Annotated in this window: 22 protein-coding genes and 1 pseudogene; 9 read left to right on the plus strand and 14 right to left on the minus strand. The window is 60.5% G+C overall.

All coding sequences use genetic code 11. The features are described from left to right. From AC13QO_RS22655 to AC13QO_RS22670, 4 genes are all read right to left on the minus strand, one after another. Positions 1-1,098: an ABC transporter ATP-binding protein gene (locus tag AC13QO_RS22655; protein ID WP_183704144.1), complete on the minus strand. Its 1,098-nt coding sequence runs from the start codon at positions 1,096-1,098 to the stop codon at positions 1-3. A 41-nt stretch (positions 1,099-1,139) separates the two neighbouring features. Next, the gene (gene glpD, locus AC13QO_RS22660) at positions 1,140-2,654 is read right to left on the minus strand and encodes a glycerol-3-phosphate dehydrogenase (protein WP_488541913.1); all 1,515 of its coding nucleotides are present in this window, start codon (positions 2,652-2,654) and stop codon (positions 1,140-1,142) included. Positions 2,655-2,775: 121 nt separating this feature from the next. Beyond that, positions 2,776-3,549, minus strand: coding sequence for a DeoR/GlpR family DNA-binding transcription regulator (locus AC13QO_RS22665; protein ID WP_085781425.1), 774 nt, complete (start codon positions 3,547-3,549; stop codon positions 2,776-2,778). A 107-nt stretch (positions 3,550-3,656) separates the two neighbouring features. Next, the gene (locus AC13QO_RS22670; protein ID WP_097599748.1) at positions 3,657-4,574 is read right to left on the minus strand and encodes a DMT family transporter; all 918 of its coding nucleotides are present in this window, start codon (positions 4,572-4,574) and stop codon (positions 3,657-3,659) included. A gap of 73 nt (positions 4,575-4,647) precedes the next feature. On the opposite strand from AC13QO_RS22670, the gene AC13QO_RS22675 reads away from it, so the two are divergent. Next, on the plus strand, positions 4,648-5,577 hold the full coding sequence (locus tag AC13QO_RS22675; RefSeq protein WP_488541925.1) for a LysR substrate-binding domain-containing protein: 930 nt from the start codon (positions 4,648-4,650) through the stop codon (positions 5,575-5,577). A gap of 60 nt (positions 5,578-5,637) precedes the next feature. On the opposite strand, the gene AC13QO_RS22680 is transcribed toward AC13QO_RS22675, so the two are convergent. The 5 genes and pseudogenes from AC13QO_RS22680 to AC13QO_RS22700 all read right to left on the minus strand — a co-directional run bounded on the left by AC13QO_RS22680 (position 5,638) and on the right by AC13QO_RS22700 (position 9,585). Then, on the minus strand, positions 5,638-6,105 hold the full coding sequence (locus AC13QO_RS22680; protein WP_488541914.1) for a GNAT family N-acetyltransferase: 468 nt from the start codon (positions 6,103-6,105) through the stop codon (positions 5,638-5,640). Positions 6,106-6,180: 75 nt separating this feature from the next. Continuing rightward, a complete protein-coding gene (locus AC13QO_RS22685; RefSeq protein ID WP_488541915.1) occupies positions 6,181-6,702 on the minus strand; it encodes a DUF992 domain-containing protein in 522 nt (173 codons plus the stop codon). 326 nt (positions 6,703-7,028) lie between these two features. After that, a complete protein-coding gene (locus AC13QO_RS22690; RefSeq protein WP_003571841.1) occupies positions 7,029-7,193 on the minus strand; it encodes a DUF1328 domain-containing protein in 165 nt (54 codons plus the stop codon). Between the two features lie 98 nt (positions 7,194-7,291). Continuing rightward, positions 7,292-7,880, minus strand: a pseudogene (locus tag AC13QO_RS22695) (hypothetical protein). Between the two features lie 82 nt (positions 7,881-7,962). After that, entirely contained in the window at positions 7,963-9,585 is a 1,623-nt protein-coding gene (locus AC13QO_RS22700) for an ABC-F family ATP-binding cassette domain-containing protein (RefSeq protein WP_085781419.1), read from the minus strand. 140 nt (positions 9,586-9,725) lie between these two features. On the opposite strand from AC13QO_RS22700, the gene AC13QO_RS22705 reads away from it, so the two are divergent. Further along, positions 9,726-10,055, plus strand: a complete 330-nt coding sequence (locus AC13QO_RS22705; protein WP_183704126.1) for a DUF6665 family protein — start codon at positions 9,726-9,728, stop codon at positions 10,053-10,055. Positions 10,056-10,160: 105 nt separating this feature from the next. Further along, positions 10,161-11,030 (plus strand): aldose 1-epimerase family protein, encoded by an 870-nt coding sequence (locus tag AC13QO_RS22710; RefSeq protein WP_488541916.1) that lies wholly within the window; start codon positions 10,161-10,163, stop codon positions 11,028-11,030. Between the two features lie 78 nt (positions 11,031-11,108). Here the strand turns inward: AC13QO_RS22710 and AC13QO_RS22715 are convergent, their stop codons facing one another. Beyond that, complete coding sequence (locus AC13QO_RS22715) at positions 11,109-12,692, minus strand: DHA2 family efflux MFS transporter permease subunit (protein WP_097599753.1); 1,584 nt, start codon at positions 12,690-12,692, stop codon at positions 11,109-11,111. A 24-nt stretch (positions 12,693-12,716) separates the two neighbouring features. Then, the gene (locus AC13QO_RS22720; protein ID WP_488541917.1) at positions 12,717-13,901 is read right to left on the minus strand and encodes an HlyD family secretion protein; all 1,185 of its coding nucleotides are present in this window, start codon (positions 13,899-13,901) and stop codon (positions 12,717-12,719) included. 136 nt (positions 13,902-14,037) lie between these two features. Here AC13QO_RS22720 and AC13QO_RS22725 point away from each other — a divergent pair, with 136 nt between their 5' ends. Continuing rightward, entirely contained in the window at positions 14,038-14,685 is a 648-nt protein-coding gene (locus AC13QO_RS22725; protein ID WP_097599755.1) for a TetR/AcrR family transcriptional regulator, read from the plus strand. A gap of 57 nt (positions 14,686-14,742) precedes the next feature. On the opposite strand, the gene uxuA is transcribed toward AC13QO_RS22725, so the two are convergent. After that, positions 14,743-15,930, minus strand: coding sequence for a mannonate dehydratase (gene uxuA, locus AC13QO_RS22730; RefSeq protein ID WP_488541918.1), 1,188 nt, complete (start codon positions 15,928-15,930; stop codon positions 14,743-14,745). Between the two features lie 45 nt (positions 15,931-15,975). Beyond that, on the minus strand, positions 15,976-16,698 hold the full coding sequence (locus tag AC13QO_RS22735; protein WP_488541919.1) for a GntR family transcriptional regulator: 723 nt from the start codon (positions 16,696-16,698) through the stop codon (positions 15,976-15,978). Positions 16,699-16,879: 181 nt separating this feature from the next. On the opposite strand from AC13QO_RS22735, the gene AC13QO_RS22740 reads away from it, so the two are divergent. Both AC13QO_RS22740 and AC13QO_RS22745 read left to right on the plus strand, forming a co-directional pair. Next, complete coding sequence (locus tag AC13QO_RS22740) at positions 16,880-17,266, plus strand: DUF2934 domain-containing protein (RefSeq protein WP_488541920.1); 387 nt, start codon at positions 16,880-16,882, stop codon at positions 17,264-17,266. A 34-nt stretch (positions 17,267-17,300) separates the two neighbouring features. Continuing rightward, the gene (locus AC13QO_RS22745) at positions 17,301-17,549 is read left to right on the plus strand and encodes a hypothetical protein (protein WP_488541921.1); all 249 of its coding nucleotides are present in this window, start codon (positions 17,301-17,303) and stop codon (positions 17,547-17,549) included. 420 nt (positions 17,550-17,969) lie between these two features. On the opposite strand, the gene AC13QO_RS22750 is transcribed toward AC13QO_RS22745, so the two are convergent. Beyond that, positions 17,970-18,875, minus strand: coding sequence for a LysR family transcriptional regulator (locus AC13QO_RS22750; RefSeq protein ID WP_085781411.1), 906 nt, complete (start codon positions 18,873-18,875; stop codon positions 17,970-17,972). 110 nt (positions 18,876-18,985) lie between these two features. Here AC13QO_RS22750 and AC13QO_RS22755 point away from each other — a divergent pair, with 110 nt between their 5' ends. The 3 genes from AC13QO_RS22755 (at position 18,986) to AC13QO_RS22765 (ending at position 21,910) form a co-directional block, all read left to right on the plus strand. Next, positions 18,986-19,435 carry a cupin domain-containing protein gene (locus tag AC13QO_RS22755; RefSeq protein WP_488541922.1) on the plus strand — a complete coding sequence of 150 codons (450 nt, stop codon included), beginning with the start codon at positions 18,986-18,988 and terminating at the stop codon, positions 19,433-19,435. A 41-nt stretch (positions 19,436-19,476) separates the two neighbouring features. Further along, positions 19,477-19,932 carry a cupin domain-containing protein gene (locus AC13QO_RS22760; RefSeq protein WP_085781409.1) on the plus strand — a complete coding sequence of 152 codons (456 nt, stop codon included), beginning with the start codon at positions 19,477-19,479 and terminating at the stop codon, positions 19,930-19,932. A gap of 703 nt (positions 19,933-20,635) precedes the next feature. Next, the gene (locus AC13QO_RS22765; RefSeq protein ID WP_285192327.1) at positions 20,636-21,910 is read left to right on the plus strand and encodes an O-antigen ligase family protein; all 1,275 of its coding nucleotides are present in this window, start codon (positions 20,636-20,638) and stop codon (positions 21,908-21,910) included. Positions 21,911-22,000: the final 90 nt, after the last annotated feature.

Consider the following 22,000-nt stretch of genomic DNA (forward strand, 5'->3'; position numbering starts at 1 on the left):
CTATACCTTTCCGGCTTCAGCGGTAGCGCGGCCAATCGTGGCAATGGCGCCGCCATCGGCGCCGAAGGCCAAGAGGTGGCGCGTGTCGAGAAAGGCCTCTATCTCCATGTCCGGGTCGATGTCGTGAATGCCATGGGCGAGCATCACCCAGCGCACGCCGTCATAGTCCAGGTGAACAAAGCTCTCCGAGCCGGTGATCTCCGAAACCAGCGTGCGCGCCTGCAGGCGGGCAGCCTCACCGGTCTGCGGTTTGAAGCCGAGGTGATGCGGGTGAAATGCGACAGTCACCGGCCCGTCCGGCACGGCAGCCAGATGCGGGGGAACCGGAAGTGCCGCTCCGCCCGGACGCGTAAAGACGTTGTCCGATTTGGTCACGTCGAGGATATTCAGCGGCGGATCGGCAAAGATGCCGGCTGTGGTGAGATCGGCGGGGCGGCGGTAAACATCGATCGTTGGCCCGAACTGGGTTACCCGGCCTTCGTTCAGTGTAGCGGTGTTGCCGCCGAGCAGGAGCGCCTCTGACGGTTCGGTCGTCGCATAGACGAAGATCGCGCCGGATTGGGCAAAGATCTTCGGCAGTTCCTCACGCAGTTCCTCGCGCAGCTTGTAATCGAGGTTGGCAAGCGGCTCGTCCATCAGAACGAGGCTGGCATTCTTGACGAGCGCACGTGCAAGCGCGGTGCGCTGCTGCTGGCCGCCGGACAGATTGAGCGGCGTGCGATCGAGATAGGGCGTCAGCTTCAAAAGTTCGGCCGCTTTGCGCACTTCGCGGTCGATGGTAGCGGCATCCTTGCCCGAGATGCGCATCGGCGAAGCAATGTTCTCGTATACCGTCAGTGCGGGATAATTGATGAACTGCTGGTAGACCATGGCGACATTGCGCTTCTGCACCGGCATGCCGGTGACATCGGCGCCGTCGAAATGGACGGAGCCGGCGGTCGGACGATCAAGCCCGGCCATCAGCCGCATCAGCGACGTCTTGCCCGACAGCGTCGGCCCGAGCAGGACATTCAACGTGCCCCGCTCAAGGACCAGATCGGTCGGATAGATATGATAGTCCGCGCCCACCATCTTGGCGGCGTTTCGCAGTTCCAGCATTCCGATTCCCCTGCCTCCACGCAGCGGGGACCACATGCCGCCTATCCGGCCATCGCCGGTATGGCAGCCATGTACTCCTCCAGTGACTGGGCCTGCTCCTTCGATAGGCGCAGACCATCCTTTGTTCTCCTCCACAGCACGTCTTCGGCGTGCCGGGCCCATTCATGCTCGACGAGATATTTGACCTCAGCCTCGTAGAGATCGCCGCCGAACAGCCGTCCGAGGTCGTCACGGCCGCGGGCAGCGCCGAGCAATGTCACAGCCCGGGTGCCGTAGCGGCGCACCAGCCGGCGGGCGTGTGCATCGGCAAGGAACGGATAGCGCCGCTTCAGACCGGCGACCTCCGCTTCGTAGCCACGGACCGGGAAGTCGCCGCCGGGCAGATGGCTTTTGGCTGTCCAAGGAGCACCCTTGACACCGATCGCGGCGCCGATCTTCTCCAGCGCATGTTCGGAAAGCCGGCGATAGGTGGTGAGCTTGCCGCCGAAGACGTTGAGCAGCGGCGCGGCCCCGGCTTCGTCCTCCAGCTTCAGCACATAATCGCGCGTCGCTTCCTGCGCCTTTGAGGCGCCGTCGTCAAAAAGCGGCCTGACTGCCGAGTAGGTCCAGACGATGTCCTCCGGCCTGACCGGTTCCTTGAAATATTCCGACGCTGCATTGCAGAGATAGACCGTCTCCTCCTCGGAGATCCGGACGTCTTTGGGATCGGCGGTGTAGTCGCGGTCGGTGGTGCCGATCAGGGTGAAATCGCCCTCATAGGGGATGGCGAAGATGATGCGGTTGTCGGGATTCTGGAAGAAATAGGCACGAGGGTCGTCGAACTTCTTCCTGACGACGATATGGCTACCCTGAACGAGACGAACGTGGTGGGCCTCGTTCTGGCCGAAGGCGGAACGAATCACATGATCGACCCAGGGACCGGCGGCATTGATCAGCATGCGGGCCTGATGGCTGTCATTGCGGTCAGTGACCGTATCGGTCGTTTCAATGTGCCAGAGTCCATTCTCGCGTCGCGCCGACACTACTTTGGTGCGCGGCATGATCGTCGCCCCTTTGTCGGCAGCGTCGCGGGCGTTCAACACGACCATGCGGGCATCATCGACCCAGCCGTCGGAATATTCGAACGCCCTGGTGAACAGCGCCTTCAGCGGCTTGCCGGCCGGGTCCTTGCGCATGTCGAGCACTGAAGTCGCAGGTAGCAGCTTGCGGCCGCCGAGATGGTCGTAGAGGAAAAGGCCGAGCCGGATCAGCCAGGCCGGGCGGATGCCGCCCTTGTGATACGGCAGTACGAAGCGCAGCGGCCAGATGATGTGCGGCGCCATCGCCCAGAGGATCTCGCGCTCCATCAGCGATTCACGCACCAGGCGGAATTCATAATGCTCGAGATAACGCAGGCCGCCATGAATCAGCTTGGTGGCGCCGGACGAGGTGCCGGAGGCGAAATCGTTCATCTCCGCCAGCGCGACGGAATAGCCGCGCCCGACGGCGTCGCGCGCAATGCCGCAGCCGTTGATGCCGCCGCCGATGACGAATATGTCGTGTATCTCCCGGCCCAATTGCCCCCTCCGAGCCCGCTGCCAATTTCGCATCGCACAAATTCTGCGCGATTGCGAAAGTGAGAACAGTTAAAACGAAAGGAATGCGAATGTCAAACGAATGTTTGCTCCATTCGCATGACTAACGCGATCTGGTGCTCGTTTCGATCAGCTTCACATTGTTTTCGAGGCAGAGATTACGAATCGACGGTACCGGACAGTGGTCGGTGATGAAGGTATGGACCTGGGAAAGCTGGCCGATCCGGACCGGCGCGGTGCGTTCGAACTTCGTCGAATCGGCAACGAGGATGACATGCCGGGCATTGGCAATAATCGCCTGGGCGACCTTCACTTCGCGAAAATCATAATCGAGAAGCGCCCCGTCGATATCGATCGCTGATGCGCCGATGACGGCATAATCGACCTTGAACTGGCGGATGAAATCGACCGCCGCTTCGCCGACGATGCCGCCGTCCGAGCCGCGTACGACGCCGCCGGCGATCACCACCTCGATTGCCGGAAAGAGACGCAACCTGTTGGCAACGTTGATGTTATTGGTGATCACCATCAGCTCGTGATGATTGGCGAGCGCCTCGCCCACCGCTTCCGTCGTCGTTCCGATGTTGATGAAGAGCGAGGCTCCGCTCGGGATCAGCTCGACTGCCGCCATACCGATTGCCTGCTTCTCGGAAGCGGCAATCTGCCGCCGCGCCTCGTATTTGACGTTCTCCGTTCCGCTTGGAAACGTGGCGCCGCCATGGATGCGTGTCAGCACCTGGGCATCGCAGAGATCGTTCAGATCCTTGCGGATCGTTTGCGGCGTCACCGAAAAGCGGGAGGCAAGCTCCTCGACCAGAACCCTGCCGCTCGATTTCGCAATCGCCACGATTTCAGTTTGTCGGTCGGTCAAGAACATCGGTGCCCCTTTCGCTCTGCTTTCGTTTTTAAATAAAGCGAACGGCGGCGCAATGCCTATTTGTCAGCGAGACTTCGTCACCTTGATGTGGCGGCGGTCCGATGCACCTATCTTTTCCGCATCACATTGACCACGAGCACACCAAGGATCGCCATCACGCCGCCGGCAGCACCCAGCGCCGTCGGCGTCTCGCCCAGCCAGACGAACCCGATCAGCGTTGCGACCGGCGGGACGCCGTAGAGAAAATTCGAGGCGCGAGCGGCCGTCAGCCGCTTCAATGCGATGGCCCAAGTGAGATAGCCGATCGCAGTCGGGAAGATGACGAGATAGGCAACGCCCCAATTGACCTCTGCCGGCGCCGCGGCCAGCGCGCGGATCGTTGACGGGACGGCCGGAAACAGCGGCACGGAGCCGATCAACAGGATCCAGGCGGTGACGGCAAGCGCCGGCAGGCGGGCGAGCAGCGGCTTCTGCAGCACGCTGGCGATCGCCGAGCAGAGCGCTGCGCCGAGGATCAGCACGGCGTTCGGATCGAGCTTGAAGCCGCCGTCGGAGGAAAGCGCAATCAGCGCCACGCCGCCGAAGGAAACCGCGGTGCCAACCCACCCCCAGCGGCCGAAGCGCTCGCTGAGCACGAATGTGGCAATCAGGGCTGTGAAGACGGGCATGGTATTGATGATGAAGCTCGCCGGCCCCGCCGCCACAGTCTGCTCGCCGGTGTTCAGGAGAACCGCATAGGCAGCGATGAAGAGGACGGCAGCCACCGAGAGGCGGAGGAAGTCACGCTTTTCCGGCATCGGCCGGTAGGTGGCGAGATAGAAAAGGGCGAGGACGCCTGCCGCCACATAACGCGCCGTTGCCAGTTCGATCGGCGTCAGCGGCCCGAGACAGATACGGATCACCACGAAGGAAGAGGCCCAGAAGAGAATGGTGACGACAATCGCAGCAAAGGCGATCAGATCGAAGCCGCTTTGCTGTTTTGCCGAAACTGGTGCGCTTGCCGCCATGCTCATGTTCACCTCCATATGTGCTTGCGACAATGAATAAGGCTTTCGATGCATGCTTGAAAAGCACCGCAATCGATGATCAAATGTGAGCATGGTTCACAGCTCGCCAGTGCTCCCCCCGCTCGATACGCTCGAGACCTTTGCCCGCGCCGCTCGGCTCGGATCGTTTTCGGCCGCGGCCGAGGAAAGCGGAATCACCCATGGCGCTGTATCGCGGCAGGTCTCGCGGCTCGAGCGCTGGATGGGTGTGCGGCTCTTCGCGCGTGAAGCTCGCGGTGTGCGCCTCACCCCGGAGGGAATGCGCTTCTTCGTCCGTGCCGAGGAAGCCCTTTCCCTGCTCGGTAACACCGGCGAGCGCTGGCTGCCACGGCCGAACAAGGCGGTAGTGCGCCTTTCAGTTACTCCGTCCGTCGCCTCTCTATGGTTGTTTCCGCGCCTGGCAAAGCTCGAAGGAAATGAGCTGCACGTCGAATTGACGCTCGAACACCGCCTTGCGGACTTCGGCGAAGGCACGGACCTTGCCATCCGCTGCGGCAAGGGACCATGGGCCGGCGTGCGCGCCCTGCCGCTCTGGCAGGAGAAATCTTTTCCGATCGCCTCACCGGCAATGGCAGCACGACTCGCGCAACGCTCGGATGCTCTTTCGCTGCTCGATCTGCCGATCCTTCACGACTCCAATATCGAAGGCTGGCGCCGCTGGCTAGCGCGTGAGGGCGTCGACTATACGCCGCGCGGCCAGGACCGACGCTTCGAGGATTACAATCTGGTGGTCGACGCCTGCGCGCAAGGGCTCGGCATTGCGCTTGCACGGCCGCCGCTGTCGGATGCCGCGCTAGCCGCCGGGCGCGTCGTCGCAGTGTCACAGCGTACCCTCGATTCCCATGTCGCTTTTCACCTGATCCGGCCGGACGATGCATTGAGAAGTCCTGCCATCGAATTCGCGAGCCGCTTCCTACGCGAAGCCGGCCATGACGAGGCGGCGATTAACGCCTTTATCGCACCCGGCAAGCCGAAAGCGTAAACAGAAAACGCGCCGCCGTGCACATTCCTCAGCCGCCTGTAGGTGCTTCGGCTACGCGGCTCACTCCATAGGAAACTTCAGCCGCATTTCCTTCGCCAGTTCGAAGCCAGCATTCCGATAGACCGGCTCCCCCACATCCGAGGCATGAATGACGGCAGTCGTGCAGCCGATGGATTTCAGATAATCGACGGCCTTATTCGTCAGCGCCAAAGCGATGCCGCGCCGACGGAAGGCTTCGGCGACATAGACGGACCAGATGTAACCGTGCAACCGCTGTTCCGGCCGAATGACTTCCGGAAACGGCGATTGGTGCAGCTGGCAAGATACGGAACCAGCGATTTCGTCGTCCACAATGGCCAGGAACGAGGCAAGGCGCCGCTCCTCGCGACCGCTTCTCAAGAACGACAATATCCGCGCCACCGCATCCGGCCTGTAATGTTCGGGCGGCGTGCCATAGCTGTCCCAGATTTTCAGATAGTGCCCGACCAGGATCCCATCCTCGTCGGGCGTAGCAACTCGGATATCCATCGTTTCGTCGCCAGCAAGCCCAATCCAATAATCGCGTGACGCCCCCGCTGCGTCGCGGCAGGGGCGACAAAACCGTCAATCCGACGGGGTCAGTGTCATCGACGCGCTGCCGGCCGCAACATTCAGGCCCAACTGGCCGGTCAGGCTAACCGTCTGCAGATGGATTGAACCGGAGGTGCCACCGACCAGGAGGTTGGCGCCGACGCCGGCACCAACCGTCGCCTCAGCGCTGGCACCGACATAAAGTCCGGCGAGCGACCCGCGATGATAACCAGCCGTTGGCGCAAACACCGCCCAGATCAGACGACTGCGCGTGGTGAAGCCGAGATCGATGCCAAGCTTTCGAATTTCGCCGGTGTAGTGATCGAAAAGCTCATTGCCGACAATTGACTGAAAGACACAGTCGGCTTCCTTGGACGAACCGAGCACATATCCCGTGCCACCGCCGATATCGCAAGTGAGATAACCGATCTTCACGCCATTGCGCAGGTCCGGCTCTTCATAGGTTCTGGTGACGGGGTCGGCTGCATTGGCCGCCCCCGCTCCGACAAACGTCAACGATACCGCGGCAAACGCCGTCGCAAGAGTTTTTTTCATAAGTCTCTCCTTCTCAAATCGTGACGGGAACACCCGGCTGGCGGCACCGGATATCGCAGGGGACCGCAGAGCAATCCCGGACCGCGCCGTTTTCGCATCGCGTGTCAAAGCGCGTGGAGGGCGCAAGCGACAGCCCCACGGTTCAGCCCCATTGGGACATTTCGAAGGCATATGCGACTTGCATGCGGCCTTTCACGATCTTGTTAGGGATGGTTGCACAAAAAGCACATTCGCTCGAAGCGAGTTTCCGCCGGCCGGTGAGGGCCGGCAACAAAAGCAAAACCCGGTGATAATTATCACCGGGCTTTATACTTGATCAATCTTCACTATACTCTGCGCATGAAACGCATGACAAGCGAGACGACGAACAACACCAGGAAAATGAAGAACAGAACCTGGGCAATGGAAGCTGAAGCCCCTGCGATGCCGCCAAATCCGAGGACACCGGCAATCAAGGCCACAACGAGAAACACCAGAGCGTAGTAAAGCATCGCAATCTCCTTTTACGTTGCTGCGGAGATAACGGCGACCGCCCGGTTTGGTTCCCTCACCCTCATGGCTGGCAGATGGAACGTCGCATCGGCGTCGTTCAGCCGAAATGAAAGACGCCGCTGTACATCCGGTCGCCTTCAGTCGGTTCGGGAGGTTCGGCCGCATCGAGATACGTCTTGAGCGGCCCGGTCAGCACGAACCAGACACTTGCCCCCAGCATGAAACAGGCGCCCACCGGATCATCGATGCGGGCGATGAAGGGAAGGCAGGCGGATGAAAACAGCACGATGATCCGCACCGACCATTCCGCCTCCCGTTTGGCGACGGCCCGCGCCCTCGAGGACTTGTATTCCCGGGCGCCATAGGCGCTTCCGCCTGCCTTGACCGCCGAAAGCAATTTTTTGGCTGAAGGCAGGGCCAGCATGATCAGCGCGGCGATGCTGAGCGCGAAAGGCTTGCCTGTCATAACCTGTCCGCTGGCAATCAGGAGAAAGAATAGCACGACAAGATTCCAGGTCGGCTCCAGCAGCTCCGGCGACTGCCGCGTACGGATGTGCCACTGCCGCAGCAAGCCTGCCGCGCCGTTCAATAACGGCTGATCGATATGACGATTGATCCAGTCCATGCTGATGTGCCCGCCCCGATTGTTTTAAGAAGGCCCGAACACCACGGAAATTGGTCATCATCGTGGCAGAGAGCCGGCAATATCGGCCGGCGCTATTCTTCGCTCACATGAACGGCCCTCACAGCCGGCGGAAAAATAGCCGTTCAGCTCCGAAGTCCGGGCGCCTCGTGGCCGGTACGCGCTACATATTCCGTATAGCCGCCGCCATATTGGTGGATGCCCTCCGGCGTCAGCTCCAGCACCCGGTTAGAGAGCGCTGCCAGGAAATGCCGGTCGTGGGATACGAACAGCATGGTGCCCTCATATTGCGACAGCGCCTTGATCAGCATTTCCTTGGTGTCGAGGTCGAGATGGTTGGTCGGTTCGTCGAGCACGAGCAGGTTCGGCGGGTCGAACAGCATCATCGCCATGACCAATCGGGCCTTCTCGCCGCCAGACAGCACCCGGCACCTTTTCTCGACATCGTCGCCGGAAAAGCCGAAACATCCGGCGAGCGCCCGCAAAGGCCCCTGCCCGGCCTGGGGAAACCGATCTTCCAGCGATTGGAAGATCGTGCGTTCGCCATCGAGAATATCCATCGCATGCTGGGCGAAATAACCCAACTTGACGCTGGCGCCGAGAGCGACGCTGCCTTCGTCGGGCGTTGTGGTGCCCGTCACCAGCTTCAGCAATGTCGATTTGCCGGCGCCGTTGATGCCCATGATGCACCAGCGTTCCCGCCGCCGCACCATGAAATCCAGCCCCTCATAGATGCTTCGGCTGCCATATTTCTTATGGACGTTCTTCAAGCTGATCACGTCCTCGCCGGAGCGCGGCGCTGGCTGGAATTCGAACGCGACCGACTGGCGGCGCTTGGGCGGCTCCACCCGGTCGATCTTCTCCAGCTTCTTCACCCGACTCTGCACCTGCGAAGCATGCGAAGCGCGCGCCTTGAACCGCTCGATGAACTTGATCTCCTTGGCGAGCATCGCCTGCTGGCGCTCGAACTGGGCCTGCTGCTGCTTTTCGTTCTGCGCCCGCTGCTGCTCGTAAAATTCATAGTCGCCGGAATAAGAGGTCAGCGAGCCGGCATCGATCTCGAGGATCTTGTTGACGATGCGGTTCATGAACTCGCGGTCGTGCGAAGTCATCAGCAGCGCACCCTCATAGCCCTTCAGGAACTCTTCGAGCCATATCAGGCTTTCGAGATCGAGATGGTTGCTCGGTTCGTCGAGCAGCATGACATCAGGGCGCATCAGCAGGATGCGGGCAAGCGCCACACGCATCTTCCAGCCGCCCGACAGCGCACCGACATCGCCGTCCATCATCTCCTGGCTGAAGCTCAGGCCCGCAAGCACTTCGCGGGCTCGGCCGTCGAGCGCATAACCGTCCAACTCCTCGTAACGCGCCTGCACCTCGCCGTAGCGCTCGATGATCTCCTCCATGTCGCCGGCTCTCTCGGGGTCGACCATGGCCGCCTCCAACTCCCGCAGTTCGGCGGCAACGACGCTGACCGGCCCGGCGCCGTTCATCACCTCGGCGACGGCACTGTGGCCCGCCATTTCGCCGACGTCCTGGTTGAAATAGCCGATCGTGACGCCCTTCTCGCAGGAGACCTGGCCCTCGTCGGGCTGCTCTTCGCCGTTGATCATCCGGAAGATCGTCGTCTTGCCGGCGCCGTTCGGGCCGACGAGGCCGATCTTCTCGCCTTTGTTGAGAGCGGCCGACGCCTCGATAAAGAGGATCCGGTGGCTGAGCTGCTTGCTGATATTCTCGATACGAATCATGGTCTGCTATGGGCCTGAAAGAAAGTTACGGCGCCTTACCACGCGCGGAATTGGCGGGAAAGGTCCATTCCCCTGCCCTCTCGATCTCGAAGACCGGATTGGATAAGGTTGTCGCCTGCGCTGATAAGGAATCCGTGCCCATGAGCGTTCGGCCGCCGCAATCTTTCAGACAATCCCAGGAGGATAGGAACGGCCTCAACGTCCTCGAATACGAGCTGATGTCGGAGCGCGCCGATTCACTCGGGCGTCACGGGCTGAAGGTGGAGGCGGCCCTCGCCGCCCTGAAAGCCTGGACCGGCGAACGCCAAAGCGCGCAGGAACGCGAGAAGCTTCTCAATGACGCCTCCGATGCGGTCTGGGCATTCTTCATCCAGCGTGAAATCTGCGGAATGAGAAACAACCGCGACGCCATTCAGCGCTATGGAATTCCGAACGAAGTGATCGCAAGGTTGGGCGCGATACGGAAGTAACGAATGAGCAGCAGCTGGCGTGTGATTACCAACCTCACCGATTGAGTAGAAACTCACGGTGCGGAAATGAGATGACTTGGTACCAACCTACGAAAGGGAATTGCGATGCCAGCCTCAATCCGGATCGGCAATCAGGACCTCACCGTCGATGTCTCCTCCCTCGGCGCCGAGATGCAGGCGCTTAAATCAAGCGACGGACGCTCCTGGCTATGGACGGGCGACGCCGCCTTCTGGGCCGGGCGTTCGCCGATCCTGTTTCCGATCGTCGGCAAGGCTCCGGACGACAAGATCGCAATCGACGGCACGATCTATCCGATGGCCCAGCATGGTTTTGCCCGCCGCAGCGAGTTTACCCTCGCGGCATCCGCGGCAACGATGTGCCGGTACGAGCTTGCCGCCTCGGAGAGTACCCGGGCGGTCTATCCGTTCGAATTCCTGTTGGCCGTGGAGCATGCGGTAGAAGGCCGGGCGCTGACCGTCAGCGCCGAGGTGACCAACCGCGACCGGAAGACGATGCCCTTCGGGCTTGGATTCCACTCCGCCTTCGCCTGGCCGCTGCCCGGCGCTACCGGACGCGCCCACATCATCACGCTCGACAATCAGGGCGAGCCTAAACTCGTGCGGCTGGCGGGCGGCCTTATAAATCCAACGCCATTGCCCTCACCCTTCGACAAAGGCCGGCTGGTGCTGGATCATGCGATGTTCGAGCAGGATGCGATGATCTTCCCTGTAGGGGCGGGAGAAGGGCTGCGCTACGGTGCCGAGGACGGGCCGAGCCTGCGCTTCGGTTTCGAAAACCTGCCCAACCTCGCTCTCTGGACCAAGCCGGGCGCGCCCTTCCTCTGCGTCGAGCCATGGCACGGGACGGCTGCGCAGGCCGGAGCTTCGAGCGAACTCTCGGAACGGCCCTCGACGACGCTGCTTGCACCGGGCGCTGTTGCGCGTTTCGCCTTCACGGTCGAAATCGGCCATTAGCGTTCACGTGTGAAGCCCCCTTCGCATGACGGCAAGGAGGGCTTTCCCTACGGAGGATCTTCCTGCGGTGTCCGGGTTTCAATGGGCGCCCGCACCGCCGCCGGCCTGAGGCTTTTTGGTGAGGAGCAGGGCAAATGCCGCCACTGCAAGCACCACGCCGATGACAGCGAAAGTATCGCTGAAGCCCAAGATCAATGCCTGGCGCTTGACGATCTGGCCAATCGCAACGACCGCCTTTTGCGATGCGACAGCCGGATCGGTGACGCCATGCTGGATGAAGTAGCCGGAAAGCTTGCCCAGGCGATCGCGAACTTCGTCACGGCTCAGCGTAATCGACTGACCGATGATATTGGAATGGAACTGTTCGCGCTTCGTCAGGATGGTGCCGAGAGAGGCGGTGCCGACCGCGCCGCCAAGATTGCGCAGCATGTTGGTCAGGCCAGAGGCGGCGGCGGCATCTGATGGAGCAATGCCGGCCGTCGTAATTGCTGTGATCGGGGTCAGCACCAGGGCCTGGCCAACGGCACGGACAATATTCGGGATCCAGAACTGGTCGCCGGCATTGTCGGCCGAAAGCATGATGTTCATGAAGCAGCTGATCGCGAAGATCGAGATACCGAGGAAGCCGATATAGCGGGCGTCGAAACGCTTCATGAGAACTGGCACCAGCGGAATAAGCAACAGCTGCGGCAGGCCGGTCCAGGCGAGCACGTTGCCGATCTGCTCGGCATTATAACGCTGCACCTGACCGAGATATTGCGGCAGGATATAGACTGTGCCAAAGAGCGCGACGCCGACCAGGACGTTGACCAGCACGCCGATGCCGAAATTGCGCTGAGTGAGCAGCCGCAGCTTGACCAGCGGCTTCTTGACCGTCAGCTCGATCCAGATAAAGGCGGCGAGAAAGACGAAGGCGACAAGGCTGAGCTTGACGATGAAGGGCGAGGAGAACCAGTCTTCCTTGTTGCCTTCCTCCAGCACGGTCTGCAGCGCCGAGAGGCCGACCGCCATGGTAAAGATGCCGGCCCAGTCGCCTTCCCTCAGAAGGTGGAGCTGCATCGGCTGCTTTTCTAGCGTCAGGGCGAGAGCGGCCGCCATAATGAGGCTCGGGATCGTGTTGATGAAGAAGATCGTCTGCCAGCCATAATTCTCCGTCAGGTAGCCGCCGATCGTCGGGCCGATGGCCGGGGCGAAAGTGACCGACAGCGCGAAGATCGCGAGCCCCAGCGGCTGCTGGGTCTTCGGCAGTTTGGTTAGCACCATGGTGAAGGCCATGGGGATCAGTACGCCACCGGCAAAGCCCTGCAGGCCGCGCAGCAGGATCATCGTGCCGAGATCATGCGCGAAGGCACAAGCCATCGAAAATAGCGGAAAGAGAATGGAATTGACGAGGATATAGCGGCGGAACGAGAAGACATTGCTGAAATAAGCCGTCAGCGGAATGACGACGATCTCCCCGATCAGGTAGGAGGTCGATATCCAGGCGCCGTTGTCGACGCCCGTTCCGATGCCACCCTCGATATCGAGGAGGGAGGCATTGGTGATCTGGATGTTGAGGATCGCCATGAAGGCGCCGATCATGCCGGCGAGAACGGCGATCCATTCCTTGGTGCCGGCGCCCGGCTGCGATATGGGGGCGGCTGTTGCTGCGATGGTGGACATGACACGATCTCCCAATCCCCGCGCCTAACTGCGGTCGGCATCGGCCTTGGTGTCGATGCTCGGCTGAACGGACATGCCGGGTCGCAGGTCGCCATTGGCGGCTTCGCCGTCCAGCACGATCTTGACCGGAATGCGCTGAACGACCTTGGTGAAGTTGCCGGTCGCGTTGTCGGGAGGAAGAAGCGCGAATTCCTGGCCGCTTGCCGGAGCAAGGCTATCGACATGGCCCCGATAGATGCGGCCTGGGAAAGTATCGACCTCGATATCCACCGGCTGGCCGGCGCGAACATCGGTCAGCTGCGTTTCCTTGTAGTTGGCGATCACGTAGACCGCGCTCGTGGGTACAACCGACATCAGCTGGGTGCCCGCCTGCACATACTGGCCGACCCGCAGCGTCCTGTTGCCGACGGTGCCGTCGACAGGGGCGGTAATCGTTGCATAGGAGAGGTTCAGTTCAGCCTGATGCTGGACGGCCCGGTCATGGGCGAGCGTCGCCTTCGCCTGGCCGAGTTCGGCATTGAGAAGGTCGACCTGCTTGACGGCGGCATCCAGCGCAGCATTATCGCGTACAATGGTCGCCTGGGCGGCGGCGATGGCGGAAGCGGCCTGCTGCGCCGTCTGAACCGGCGCATAACCGCTGGTGGCGAGATTGGCGTAACGCTTGTTGTTCTGTTCCGCGAAGGTTTCGTTCGCCTTGTCGACCTCGACCGTGGCGCGGGCCGCGGCAATCGTCGACTGCTGAATATCGAGCGAGGCCTGCTTGGCATTGAGCGTCGCTTCGGCAGCGGCGACATCGGCCTTGGCCTGATCGAGAGCGGCACGGAAATCGCGATCATCGATGCGTGCGAGCGGCTGACCCGCCCTGACCACCTGGTTGTCGCCGACGAGCACTTCCTCAATGTAGCCCGAAATCTTTGGCGCGACGGTCGTATTGTCGGCCTTCACATAGGCGTCGTCGGTGGAGATCTCGAAGCGGCCGACGGTCCAGTAACTATGGCCGTAATAGCTGGCGGCGGCGATCAGGGCGATGGCTGTCGCGCCCAGCAACAGTCCGCGGCCACGGCGCTTGCGGGCGGGAGGCTGCGAAACGGGGGCAGCTTCGACGATGCGTGGCGTGTTGCCGGCATCAAGGGTTGCCGGCGCGGCCTCCGCCGTGGTTTCGGTGACAGGCGCGTTGTTGTTCAGGGCCTGCAGCGTACTAATGGACATTGCCTTTCTCCTATTACTGGTCGCTGTCGCTACCGGCTGCGGCCTCTAAATTCACGTCAGTTCCACTTTTGGAAACTTGTTGTTTTCCAAAATATGCTCTATAAAATCGGTGTCAACAAGAATTTGGAAAATAGTCATGGTCCAAAATCACGAAATCGAGAAGAGACCGCGAGGACGACCGCAAGTCCGCTGCGACGACGATACAAGAAGCGTGATCATCGAGGCGGCTAACCGGCAGTTCCACGAGAATGGTTATGCCGCGGCAAGCATCGCCGCGATCGCGCAAGGGGCTGGTGTCTCGACCAAGACGCTCTACCGGCTGTTTCCGACCAAGGCGGATCTGTTTTCCGAGATGATCATCGAGCGGACGGGGCGCTTCCTCATGTCGCTCGATCCCGGAACTCTCGCGGTATTGGACCTCAGGCAAGGATTAGAGCGCATGCTGACGGCCTATGGCATGCTGACGCTCTCGCTGGACACGATCACCGTGACTCGTCTCGTCATCAGCGAGTCCGACCGCTTTCCCGAGATCGCCACGACCTTCTATGAGAAAGCGATCGTCAGGACCAACGCGCTGATGGAAGACTGGCTGCGCAGACAGATCGATCGCGGACTGATCGCACTCGACGATCCACATGCCGCCTGCGGGATGCTCCGTGGGATGATGATCATGGAGCCGCAGCGCGCCGCGATGCTGCGCCAGCAACAGCCGCCGGGGATCGAAGAGATCGCCGCGAGGGCGAAGATGTGCACGGATCTGTTCCTGAAGGGTTGCGCGCTCTGAAGTGTCGCTCGGGCTCCAGAGCGCAATGATTTTCTGTGCCAGGCGACGCCAATCCCCTCAGGTCGGCGGGGCGTCCAGCGCATGCAGGATGCCGCGAAGCTCGGCAAGGCCGCGCATGCGGCCAATAGCGGGGTAGCCGGGCGTGACCGTTTTGTCGAGATCGTCAAGCATGCGGTGGCCATGGTCCGAGCGGAAGACGATGGTGTCTTCGGGAGCGCGGCGGCGGTCTTCTGCAACCAGTTCGCGGAGAACCGCGACCATGTCGACATCACCTTCCAGATGCGCGCTTTCGTGGAACGTCCGACCGTCGCCTTCACGCGTCGTTGCACGCAGATGCGCGAAGTGGATGCGCGAAGCGAACCGCCGGGCGATCGCCGGCAGGTCGTTGTCGGCGCGCACGCCAAGGCTGCCGGTGCAATAACACATACCGTTCGCCGCCGACGGCACTGCATCGAAGAGAGCGGCATAATCATCGGCCGTCGAGGCGATGCGCGGCAGGCCGAAGAGCGAGCGCGGCGGATCGTCGGGATGCAGCGTCAGCTTGACGCCGCGTGCTTCGGCCGCCGGCGTCACGGCTTCGAGGAATTCGATCAGGTGCCGGCGCAGTCTTGCGGCATCGATGCCGCTATAGGCGACAAGCTTTTCCCGGAAGGCCGGAATGGTAAGGGGCTCGGTCGTCGAGCCGGGAAGAGCCGAGGCGATAATGCGGGTGAGGTCGGCGACCTCCTCCTCCGACATGGCCTCATAGACGACACGCGCCCGTTCGCGATCCTCATCGGAATATTGCTGGGCCGCACCCGGCCGTTCCAGAATAAAGAGGTCGAAGGCTGCAAAACGCTCATGATCGAACCGCATGGCGGTGGCCCCTGTCGGCGTCACGAAATCGAGGTCGGTGCGAGTCCAGTCCACGACAGGCATAAAATTATAGCAGACGATCGGAATGCCGCAGGCGGCGACCGCTTCGAGGCTGGCGATCCACGCCTCGATTTCAGCCTTCGCCTCCCCGCCTCTGCGCTTGACTGCGTCGGGGATCGGAATGCTTTCGACGACCGACCAGACGAGCGACGAGCGGTCCGCCGGCGTCGTCTCGATCAGAGACTGGCGTTCGCGCACTTCCCTTTCCGTCCAGGCCCTGCCGATCGGCACTTGATGGAGCGACGAGACGATATTGGTCGCGCCAGTCTGACGGACATCATCCAGCGTCACCGGCGCTTCCGGTCCGAACCATCTCCAACCCTGTCGCATCCTTCTTCCTTCCCTCGCCTCTTCGTTTTCGTGGTGATCCTGCCGTCAGCAGAAATAATCGGGGTAACGCGAGCGCAGCTCATCGACATCGGGAATGACGGCGCTCAAGTGATGGATCATCGCGCCGCGCGCAGCCGCAGCATCATGGGCGGCGAGCGCGTCGCGAATGACGATGTGTTCGCAGACCACATTGTCCATGCGCCCAAGCGCTGGCAGCGCCAGCCGCCGCGCCCGGTCGAGCTGCACCTTGACCGTCTTCAGAATTGCCCAGATGCCGGGATAACCTGCTATCTCAGCGATCGCCTCATGAAAGGCCTCGTCCTCCTCATGGAAGTTCGAGTCGTTGCCGGCCGCGGCATGCGACCGCTGCCGGGAGATGATCGCATCCAGATGGGCAATATCGGCAGCGCTGGCGGTTTCGGCCGCAGTCTCGACGGTCGTACCTTCGAGCGCTTTGCGCACGACCACCGCCTCGGGGATCGACGCTACCGGCACACGCGACACGACTGTACCTGACTGCGGATAGATGTCGACCAGCCCGCCTTCGGAGAGCCTGAGCAGTGCCTCGCGCACCGGCGTGCGGCTCACCCCGAAATCCTCGGCGATCCGCTTTTCCTGCAGCAACAGGCCAGGCGGCATCCTGAGCGAGACGATGTCGGCATAGAGACGTTCGTAGATGGCACCGGCCGTGGTGACGCGGCGCAACTTCGGGCCGACTTCCTGGGAAATCGAAACCGCAAGCGCTTGGGCTTCCGAGGACTGCCGCATAATCGAGACCAGTGATCGTGTTCTGGCATACTAGTATATCAGCTGCGGCACCCTGCCAAGGCCTGCGAAGGAATGGATTACATTTGGAGGTTGAGGGTCGTTTGACCATGCGTGCTGGTCGAGACTGTTGGTTGGAACTTAGATCAGCCGAATTGGTTGAGAACCAATCAAGGAGGCGCCGATGAAGAACCCGGTACGACGCACAAAAAATGAAGACACGACCGACGACACGCGGCTGAAGAAATCTTCCCTTGCCAGTGCGCGGAAAGGGAAGATGGCGCGGCAAGCCACACACGAAACCGGCCCGGCGGTGCTTCGCGAGGAGGAGATCCGGAAAAGAGCACATGCGCTGTGGGAGAAGGAAGGCAGGCCGGAGGGCAGGCATCGGGATCACTGGATTCGCGCCGAGCATGAGCTCGATGCGCAATATGGCGATTCCGACAATCCTCCCAAGCTCGAAGCGCTGCGAGAGGCCGCACGCGAACATAGCGATGCCTTCCTGGTCAAGACGGATCTCGAAGACGCGGACCAACGCGAAGCCTCACCCGGCACACGCGAGCAGGATTAAATTGCTGTCTTCAATGCAGGAAAGGTCTCCCGATATGGTCGATAAAAAAGACTTGGACGCCGGATTTACCGGCACACCCGTCGAGCCGCCGGAAGGACTGGCCAAGGTTGCCCAATCGGCGGCCAGCGGGGTGAAACGTGAGGTCTATGCAGTCACGGCCGGGGCTAGAAACCACCCGCACACCGCAAGCGCGTTGCTCACCATTGGTATTCTCGCATTCGGATTCGGCTATCTCCTCGGCCGGTCATCGGTGGAAAGCGCGCCGCGTCCATATTGGCGATAGCTCCAGGTACCAAAAGTGGCTGCGCGACTGGCGCGTCGCTGTCCTATAACGGCCGGACAATTCGGTTGGAATGGCGAGAGATCAGATCCTGGACTTGAAGGCTGTCGATCAGCTTGATTAAGCGGAATCGACGTCCTTATAGTGACGCAGTTCTTACCTGCAAGGATCAGTCGAATCGTTCGGATTGACCGGAATGCGCCAGAAGCGGTCATGACATCATTCGTGTGAGTGCGGCCGTCACTTCGCTCTCGACAATCGTTCGAAAATTTTGCTCGACCTCTTTCAGCGCTCGGAGGCTGGGGGCTTTCAAGGAACGCGGATAATCCGCAGTCGGGCCTACACTGCCCAATGTGGGCTCGATCGCCACGGTGTTGATGTTTGGGTCAGATATTGGGAACGCGATGGTAATCTGGGCGAAATTCAGGCTATGGCATCCTTAGGAAGTCTCTTCACCAAGAAGTCGGTGAACCTCCTGACCTTGGACGCGATGTTCTTGTTGGCAGGATAAACGGCATGGATCGGAACCGAGCCGATCGTCCAGTCGTCGAGGACACGTACTAGGCGGCCCTCGCGAATCTCCTGCGCGATTTCAAACATCGGCAGAAGCGTGACGCCAGCTCCCGCTACCGCAACGTCCCTGAGACTGAGACCATCATTGGCGAGATAGCGCGGAACGATCGGCACGCGCGCGCTCTGCTCCCCCTTGCTGAACATCCAGACATTGCCCCAGCGAAGCCCTGAGAAATGCAGGCACGAATGGTTCGCCAGGTCCATCGGCTCCGATGGCCTCGAATATCTCTCCAGATAATCCGGTGAAGCGCATATTATCATCGGCGAATCCCCGATGTGTCTTGTGATGAGATTGGCCTCAACAACAATCGTGCCCCGGATCGCCAGATCGTATCCCTCCTCGATCAGATTGACGGCGCGATGCGAAAACGTGATGTCGATCGAAACGGCGGGATTCTGCTTCAGGAATTCAGCGATGATCGGGGCCATATGCAATTGTGCGAATTCCGGCGGCACAGTGACTTTCAGGCGACCGACGACTTCGTGCTGATAGCTGAGCGCGGCGCGCTCCGCCTCTTTGATCTGCGGGAGAATGCCCGTAAGCGACTGATAGTACGCGACGCCGGGCTCCGTCAGCACCACGCTGCGTGTTGAACGATGCAGCAGCCTCACCCCGAGCTTTGCCTCCAATGCCTGCACTTGGGTACCTACCGTCGCCCGCGACATGCGGAGCTCTTCTGCCGCCTTCGTGAAGCTGAGGTGTTTTCCGACAGTCAGGAAGGCTGCGATGCCCTCCAACGGATCTAGGGACTTCATGCTGAATTTTCCAAATAATGCTGCGCGATTATCAGTCTTATCATTTGCGCGAATTTCGGTAAATCCGCCCTCAACGTAATCAGAGCATGGGGCGACAAATGACGAAATTTATGCATGCCGCGATCTCACCGCCCGCGCGAGGCACAGTCGAGGTGATCGCCGGGTTAAACCGGATGAGGATACCCTCGGCTGACACAAACGGCGCTCTGGCCGTGATGGAGATGATCGTTCCCCGCGATGAAGGGCAGCCGAGACACATCCACGCGCTGGAAGACGAGTTTCTTCACGTGCTCAAAGGCAAATTCGGCTTCTGGTGCGCCGACGAATATGTCGAACTGGATCAAGGCGGCTGCATCGCGCCACCTCGCAATGTTCCCCACCAAATCCGCAACGTCGGAAACTCGACGGGCAGGCTGTTGGTCGTCGTCACACCTGGCGGCTTTGAAAATTTCTATCCCGCCCTGGCGAAAACCCCTTCATCGAAAACTGCTGACGTATCGGCGATCGCCGCTGAATTCGGCGTCTCCTTCCGACCTGCCGTGCAATCGGCAATCAACTGAAACACTCTCGCAAGCAAGCAATTCATCAAAAGGAAAATACGATGACCGCGAATACTGATAGCCTCTGGTTCATGACCGCCCATCTCCTCGTGCGCTTGAGGCAGGCGGACAATGCGGAAGGCCTGTCCATAATCGAGCATCGCATGGCAAAGGACTTTGCTCCTCCGTTGCATATCCACCACCAGGAAAGCGAGACCTTCGTCATCCTCGAGGGGCAGTTCCGCTTTCAGCGTGACGGTGAGGTCATCGAGGCCGACGTCGGCGACACGATCCATCTTCCGAGAAACAGCGTGCATGGCTTCCGCGTGCTGTCGGATTACGGCCGTTGCCTGACGATTACGAACGGCCCCTTCGAAAACATGGTCCGCGCGGCGTCCCGCCTTGCGCAGGAAGAAGCACTGCCGGAGCAGCTGCCTCCGACAATTGAGCAGCAGCAAGCCCTAGCAGGAATCTGCAGCGCCCACGCGATTGACCTAGTCGGTGCACCCATTGTTTGATGATAAGCAGTCCACGCCGCTTGCATTCACTGTGAGCGGCGTGGACATTCTTCGTTGTTTGAAACGGCGTCGAAGGCTCGTGATGAGAGGAGACGAGACGTCAGACAACGACCGACGGTTCATGAACGCATTTGCCCGCCTCGCCTGTCGAGTGCCGAAAGCGTTGCGTCTGTTTTTATGATCGAACATCCGCTCAGGGAGGTTTCAATGTCCTCTTCATAGGCATGACTAAGACGAGGCGCTCTACATCATTGACGGGCTGTTCAAGTTTCAGGTTAACGGCGGGGTCACAGTTGTCGCTAAGCGCTGGCTGATTGTCCGCGCCTGCCCACCGTCATGCATCTCGACAATGCTCGGGAATTTCGAGGCAAAGCGCTCGCACGGGGCGCGGCAAAGTCGGTCTCGGGGTGGGCGCCAGATCACTCGGCCCGCGACCAACAGAGACGTTCGCGGATAGCGGGAATGCGCCGCCAGATGACAAAGCTTCTCAATAGACTCGCACCTCAAACGTGTTTTCTGTTCGGAACAGCTTTGCTGTTGCAGCCTGTTGCGACCGTCGTCGAGCAGGAGCAACGAGCATCCGAATCTGCTGTTGCCGGAATGCGACAGTGAAAAAAGCGCAGGTTCGTCCTGCCTTCGCGGCTTGACAGCGGTGACAACGGTCCTTAGCGAGGCTGGAAAGCGACACGTCAGGGCTATCAAAGTGAATTATTTCAGGCAACTCGTGATTGCGGTGCTTCATCCCGGGAACGGGTCTGGAAGCGCGCTTGATCGAACCAATGGCATCGCGGTCTTTCTCTTTGCAATCTTGCCCGGGCTTTCACCTAACTTCAACTCCTTCATCCTACTCGGGTCGATGCTATCGGGTCTCTATTGCCTGGCAAGAGCCCGCTTTCCTTTGAACCTGTCGAAGTCCGACCGAGTGGTTGCCATTTGCATGACGATTTACCCGGTGGTGATGGTCATCAGCATATTCGTCAATCCGCCTTTCTCGGAAGAACTGGATTGGATTTTCCGGCTCCTGCCGTTCTTTTCGATCTGGCTGATCTTGCCGCGCATGCGTCAATCTCCCGATGGCCGCCTTGTGCCCCTCTTTATCCTCGGCGCGGGTCTCGGCATGATCGTTACTTTTCTCTTCAGTCTGCTTCAGGTCCTATTCCTGATGCCCAGGGCGGAGGCGGGAACCTCGAACGCGGCGCTGCTGGGCGTTATCGGCGTGCTTTTCGGCGGCGTCGCGCTACTCAATCTTCAATCTCCCAAAAGCATGGAGCAAAAGATCGCGATATTGGGATATGCCGCGGGTCTGGGCTGCGCGTTGCTTTCCGGAACGCGCTCGGCCTGGCTGGTCATCCCCGTCCAGCTGGTCATCTTCCTCTGGTATTTTCCCAAGAACCGATTTCATGTCAGTCTGCGCAGCCTCGCCATCACCGGCTCGGTACTGTTGCTGGGACTTCTCGCCTTGGGCAGCGACCAGGTTGTCTATCGCGTCCGTGAGCTCCAGGACAATCTGTCATCGCTCGAAAGCACCAATGGCGATATCACCTCGCTGAGCGCGCGGGTTGCTCTCTACAAGGGCGCCCTATCGGCAATCACCAAGGATCCGTTCACCGGCTATGGCCCGCAAAACCGGATGGCTGCTGTCCTGGCAGAAGTCCCTGAGGGCCTAAGGCCGCAACTGCCCTATTCACATGTCCATAACGGCTTTCTCACAGCGGGAATCGACGCCGGCCTTGTCGGCATCGCAGCGCTTTCATTGCTGCTCCTGACACCCGTGATCGGTGCGTGGAAAAAGGAACCTGGCCCTGGCCGGGATCTAGCCATAGCGCTCGCTCTCCTGCTGACCAGCAGCTACATTATAACCGGCAGCTTCGGTATCATGTTCAACCAAAAAGCGCTGGATCCGATCTTCGCCTATATGGTCGCTCTTATTTGCGCGGACCGGGGCAGCACGCGTTATGCACCTGTCGTTCGAAGCTGATTTCCTGCGCCCGAGGCTAGCGCGTTGACATCTTCATGCGCCGGATTGGTTTCGCCGCCGGTGAACGCAAGATCGGAAACTTCACCCGTC

This window comes from Rhizobium sp. CNPSo 3670 (assembly GCF_057784555.1).

What these genes read in the sequence shown, in the direction of transcription:
- AC13QO_RS22655 (WP_183704144.1), bottom strand. Translation starts at nt 1,098, where the DNA reads ATGCTGGAACTGCGAAACGCCGCCAAGATGGTGGGCGCGGACTATCAT.
- AC13QO_RS22665 (WP_085781425.1), bottom strand. Translation starts at nt 3,549, where the DNA reads ATGTTCTTGACCGACCGACAAACTGAAATCGTGGCGATTGCGAAATCG.
- AC13QO_RS22670 (WP_097599748.1), bottom strand. Translation starts at nt 4,574, where the DNA reads ATGGAGGTGAACATGAGCATGGCGGCAAGCGCACCAGTTTCGGCAAAA.
- AC13QO_RS22675 (WP_488541925.1), top strand. Translation starts at nt 4,648, where the DNA reads ATGGTTCACAGCTCGCCAGTGCTCCCCCCGCTCGATACGCTCGAGACC.
- AC13QO_RS22680 (WP_488541914.1), bottom strand. Translation starts at nt 6,105, where the DNA reads ATGGATATCCGAGTTGCTACGCCCGACGAGGATGGGATCCTGGTCGGG.
- AC13QO_RS22685 (WP_488541915.1), bottom strand. Translation starts at nt 6,702, where the DNA reads ATGAAAAAAACTCTTGCGACGGCGTTTGCCGCGGTATCGTTGACGTTT.
- AC13QO_RS22690 (WP_003571841.1), bottom strand. Translation starts at nt 7,193, where the DNA reads ATGCTTTACTACGCTCTGGTGTTTCTCGTTGTGGCCTTGATTGCCGGT.
- AC13QO_RS22700 (WP_085781419.1), bottom strand. Translation starts at nt 9,585, where the DNA reads ATGATTCGTATCGAGAATATCAGCAAGCAGCTCAGCCACCGGATCCTC.
- AC13QO_RS22705 (WP_183704126.1), top strand. Translation starts at nt 9,726, where the DNA reads ATGAGCGTTCGGCCGCCGCAATCTTTCAGACAATCCCAGGAGGATAGG.
- AC13QO_RS22710 (WP_488541916.1), top strand. Translation starts at nt 10,161, where the DNA reads ATGCCAGCCTCAATCCGGATCGGCAATCAGGACCTCACCGTCGATGTC.
- AC13QO_RS22715 (WP_097599753.1), bottom strand. Translation starts at nt 12,692, where the DNA reads ATGTCCACCATCGCAGCAACAGCCGCCCCCATATCGCAGCCGGGCGCC.
- AC13QO_RS22720 (WP_488541917.1), bottom strand. Translation starts at nt 13,901, where the DNA reads ATGTCCATTAGTACGCTGCAGGCCCTGAACAACAACGCGCCTGTCACC.
- AC13QO_RS22725 (WP_097599755.1), top strand. Translation starts at nt 14,038, where the DNA reads ATGGTCCAAAATCACGAAATCGAGAAGAGACCGCGAGGACGACCGCAA.
- uxuA (WP_488541918.1), bottom strand. Translation starts at nt 15,930, where the DNA reads ATGCGACAGGGTTGGAGATGGTTCGGACCGGAAGCGCCGGTGACGCTG.
- AC13QO_RS22735 (WP_488541919.1), bottom strand. Translation starts at nt 16,698, where the DNA reads ATGCGGCAGTCCTCGGAAGCCCAAGCGCTTGCGGTTTCGATTTCCCAG.
- AC13QO_RS22740 (WP_488541920.1), top strand. Translation starts at nt 16,880, where the DNA reads ATGAAGAACCCGGTACGACGCACAAAAAATGAAGACACGACCGACGAC.
- AC13QO_RS22745 (WP_488541921.1), top strand. Translation starts at nt 17,301, where the DNA reads ATGGTCGATAAAAAAGACTTGGACGCCGGATTTACCGGCACACCCGTC.
- AC13QO_RS22750 (WP_085781411.1), bottom strand. Translation starts at nt 18,875, where the DNA reads ATGAAGTCCCTAGATCCGTTGGAGGGCATCGCAGCCTTCCTGACTGTC.
- AC13QO_RS22755 (WP_488541922.1), top strand. Translation starts at nt 18,986, where the DNA reads ATGCATGCCGCGATCTCACCGCCCGCGCGAGGCACAGTCGAGGTGATC.
- AC13QO_RS22760 (WP_085781409.1), top strand. Translation starts at nt 19,477, where the DNA reads ATGACCGCGAATACTGATAGCCTCTGGTTCATGACCGCCCATCTCCTC.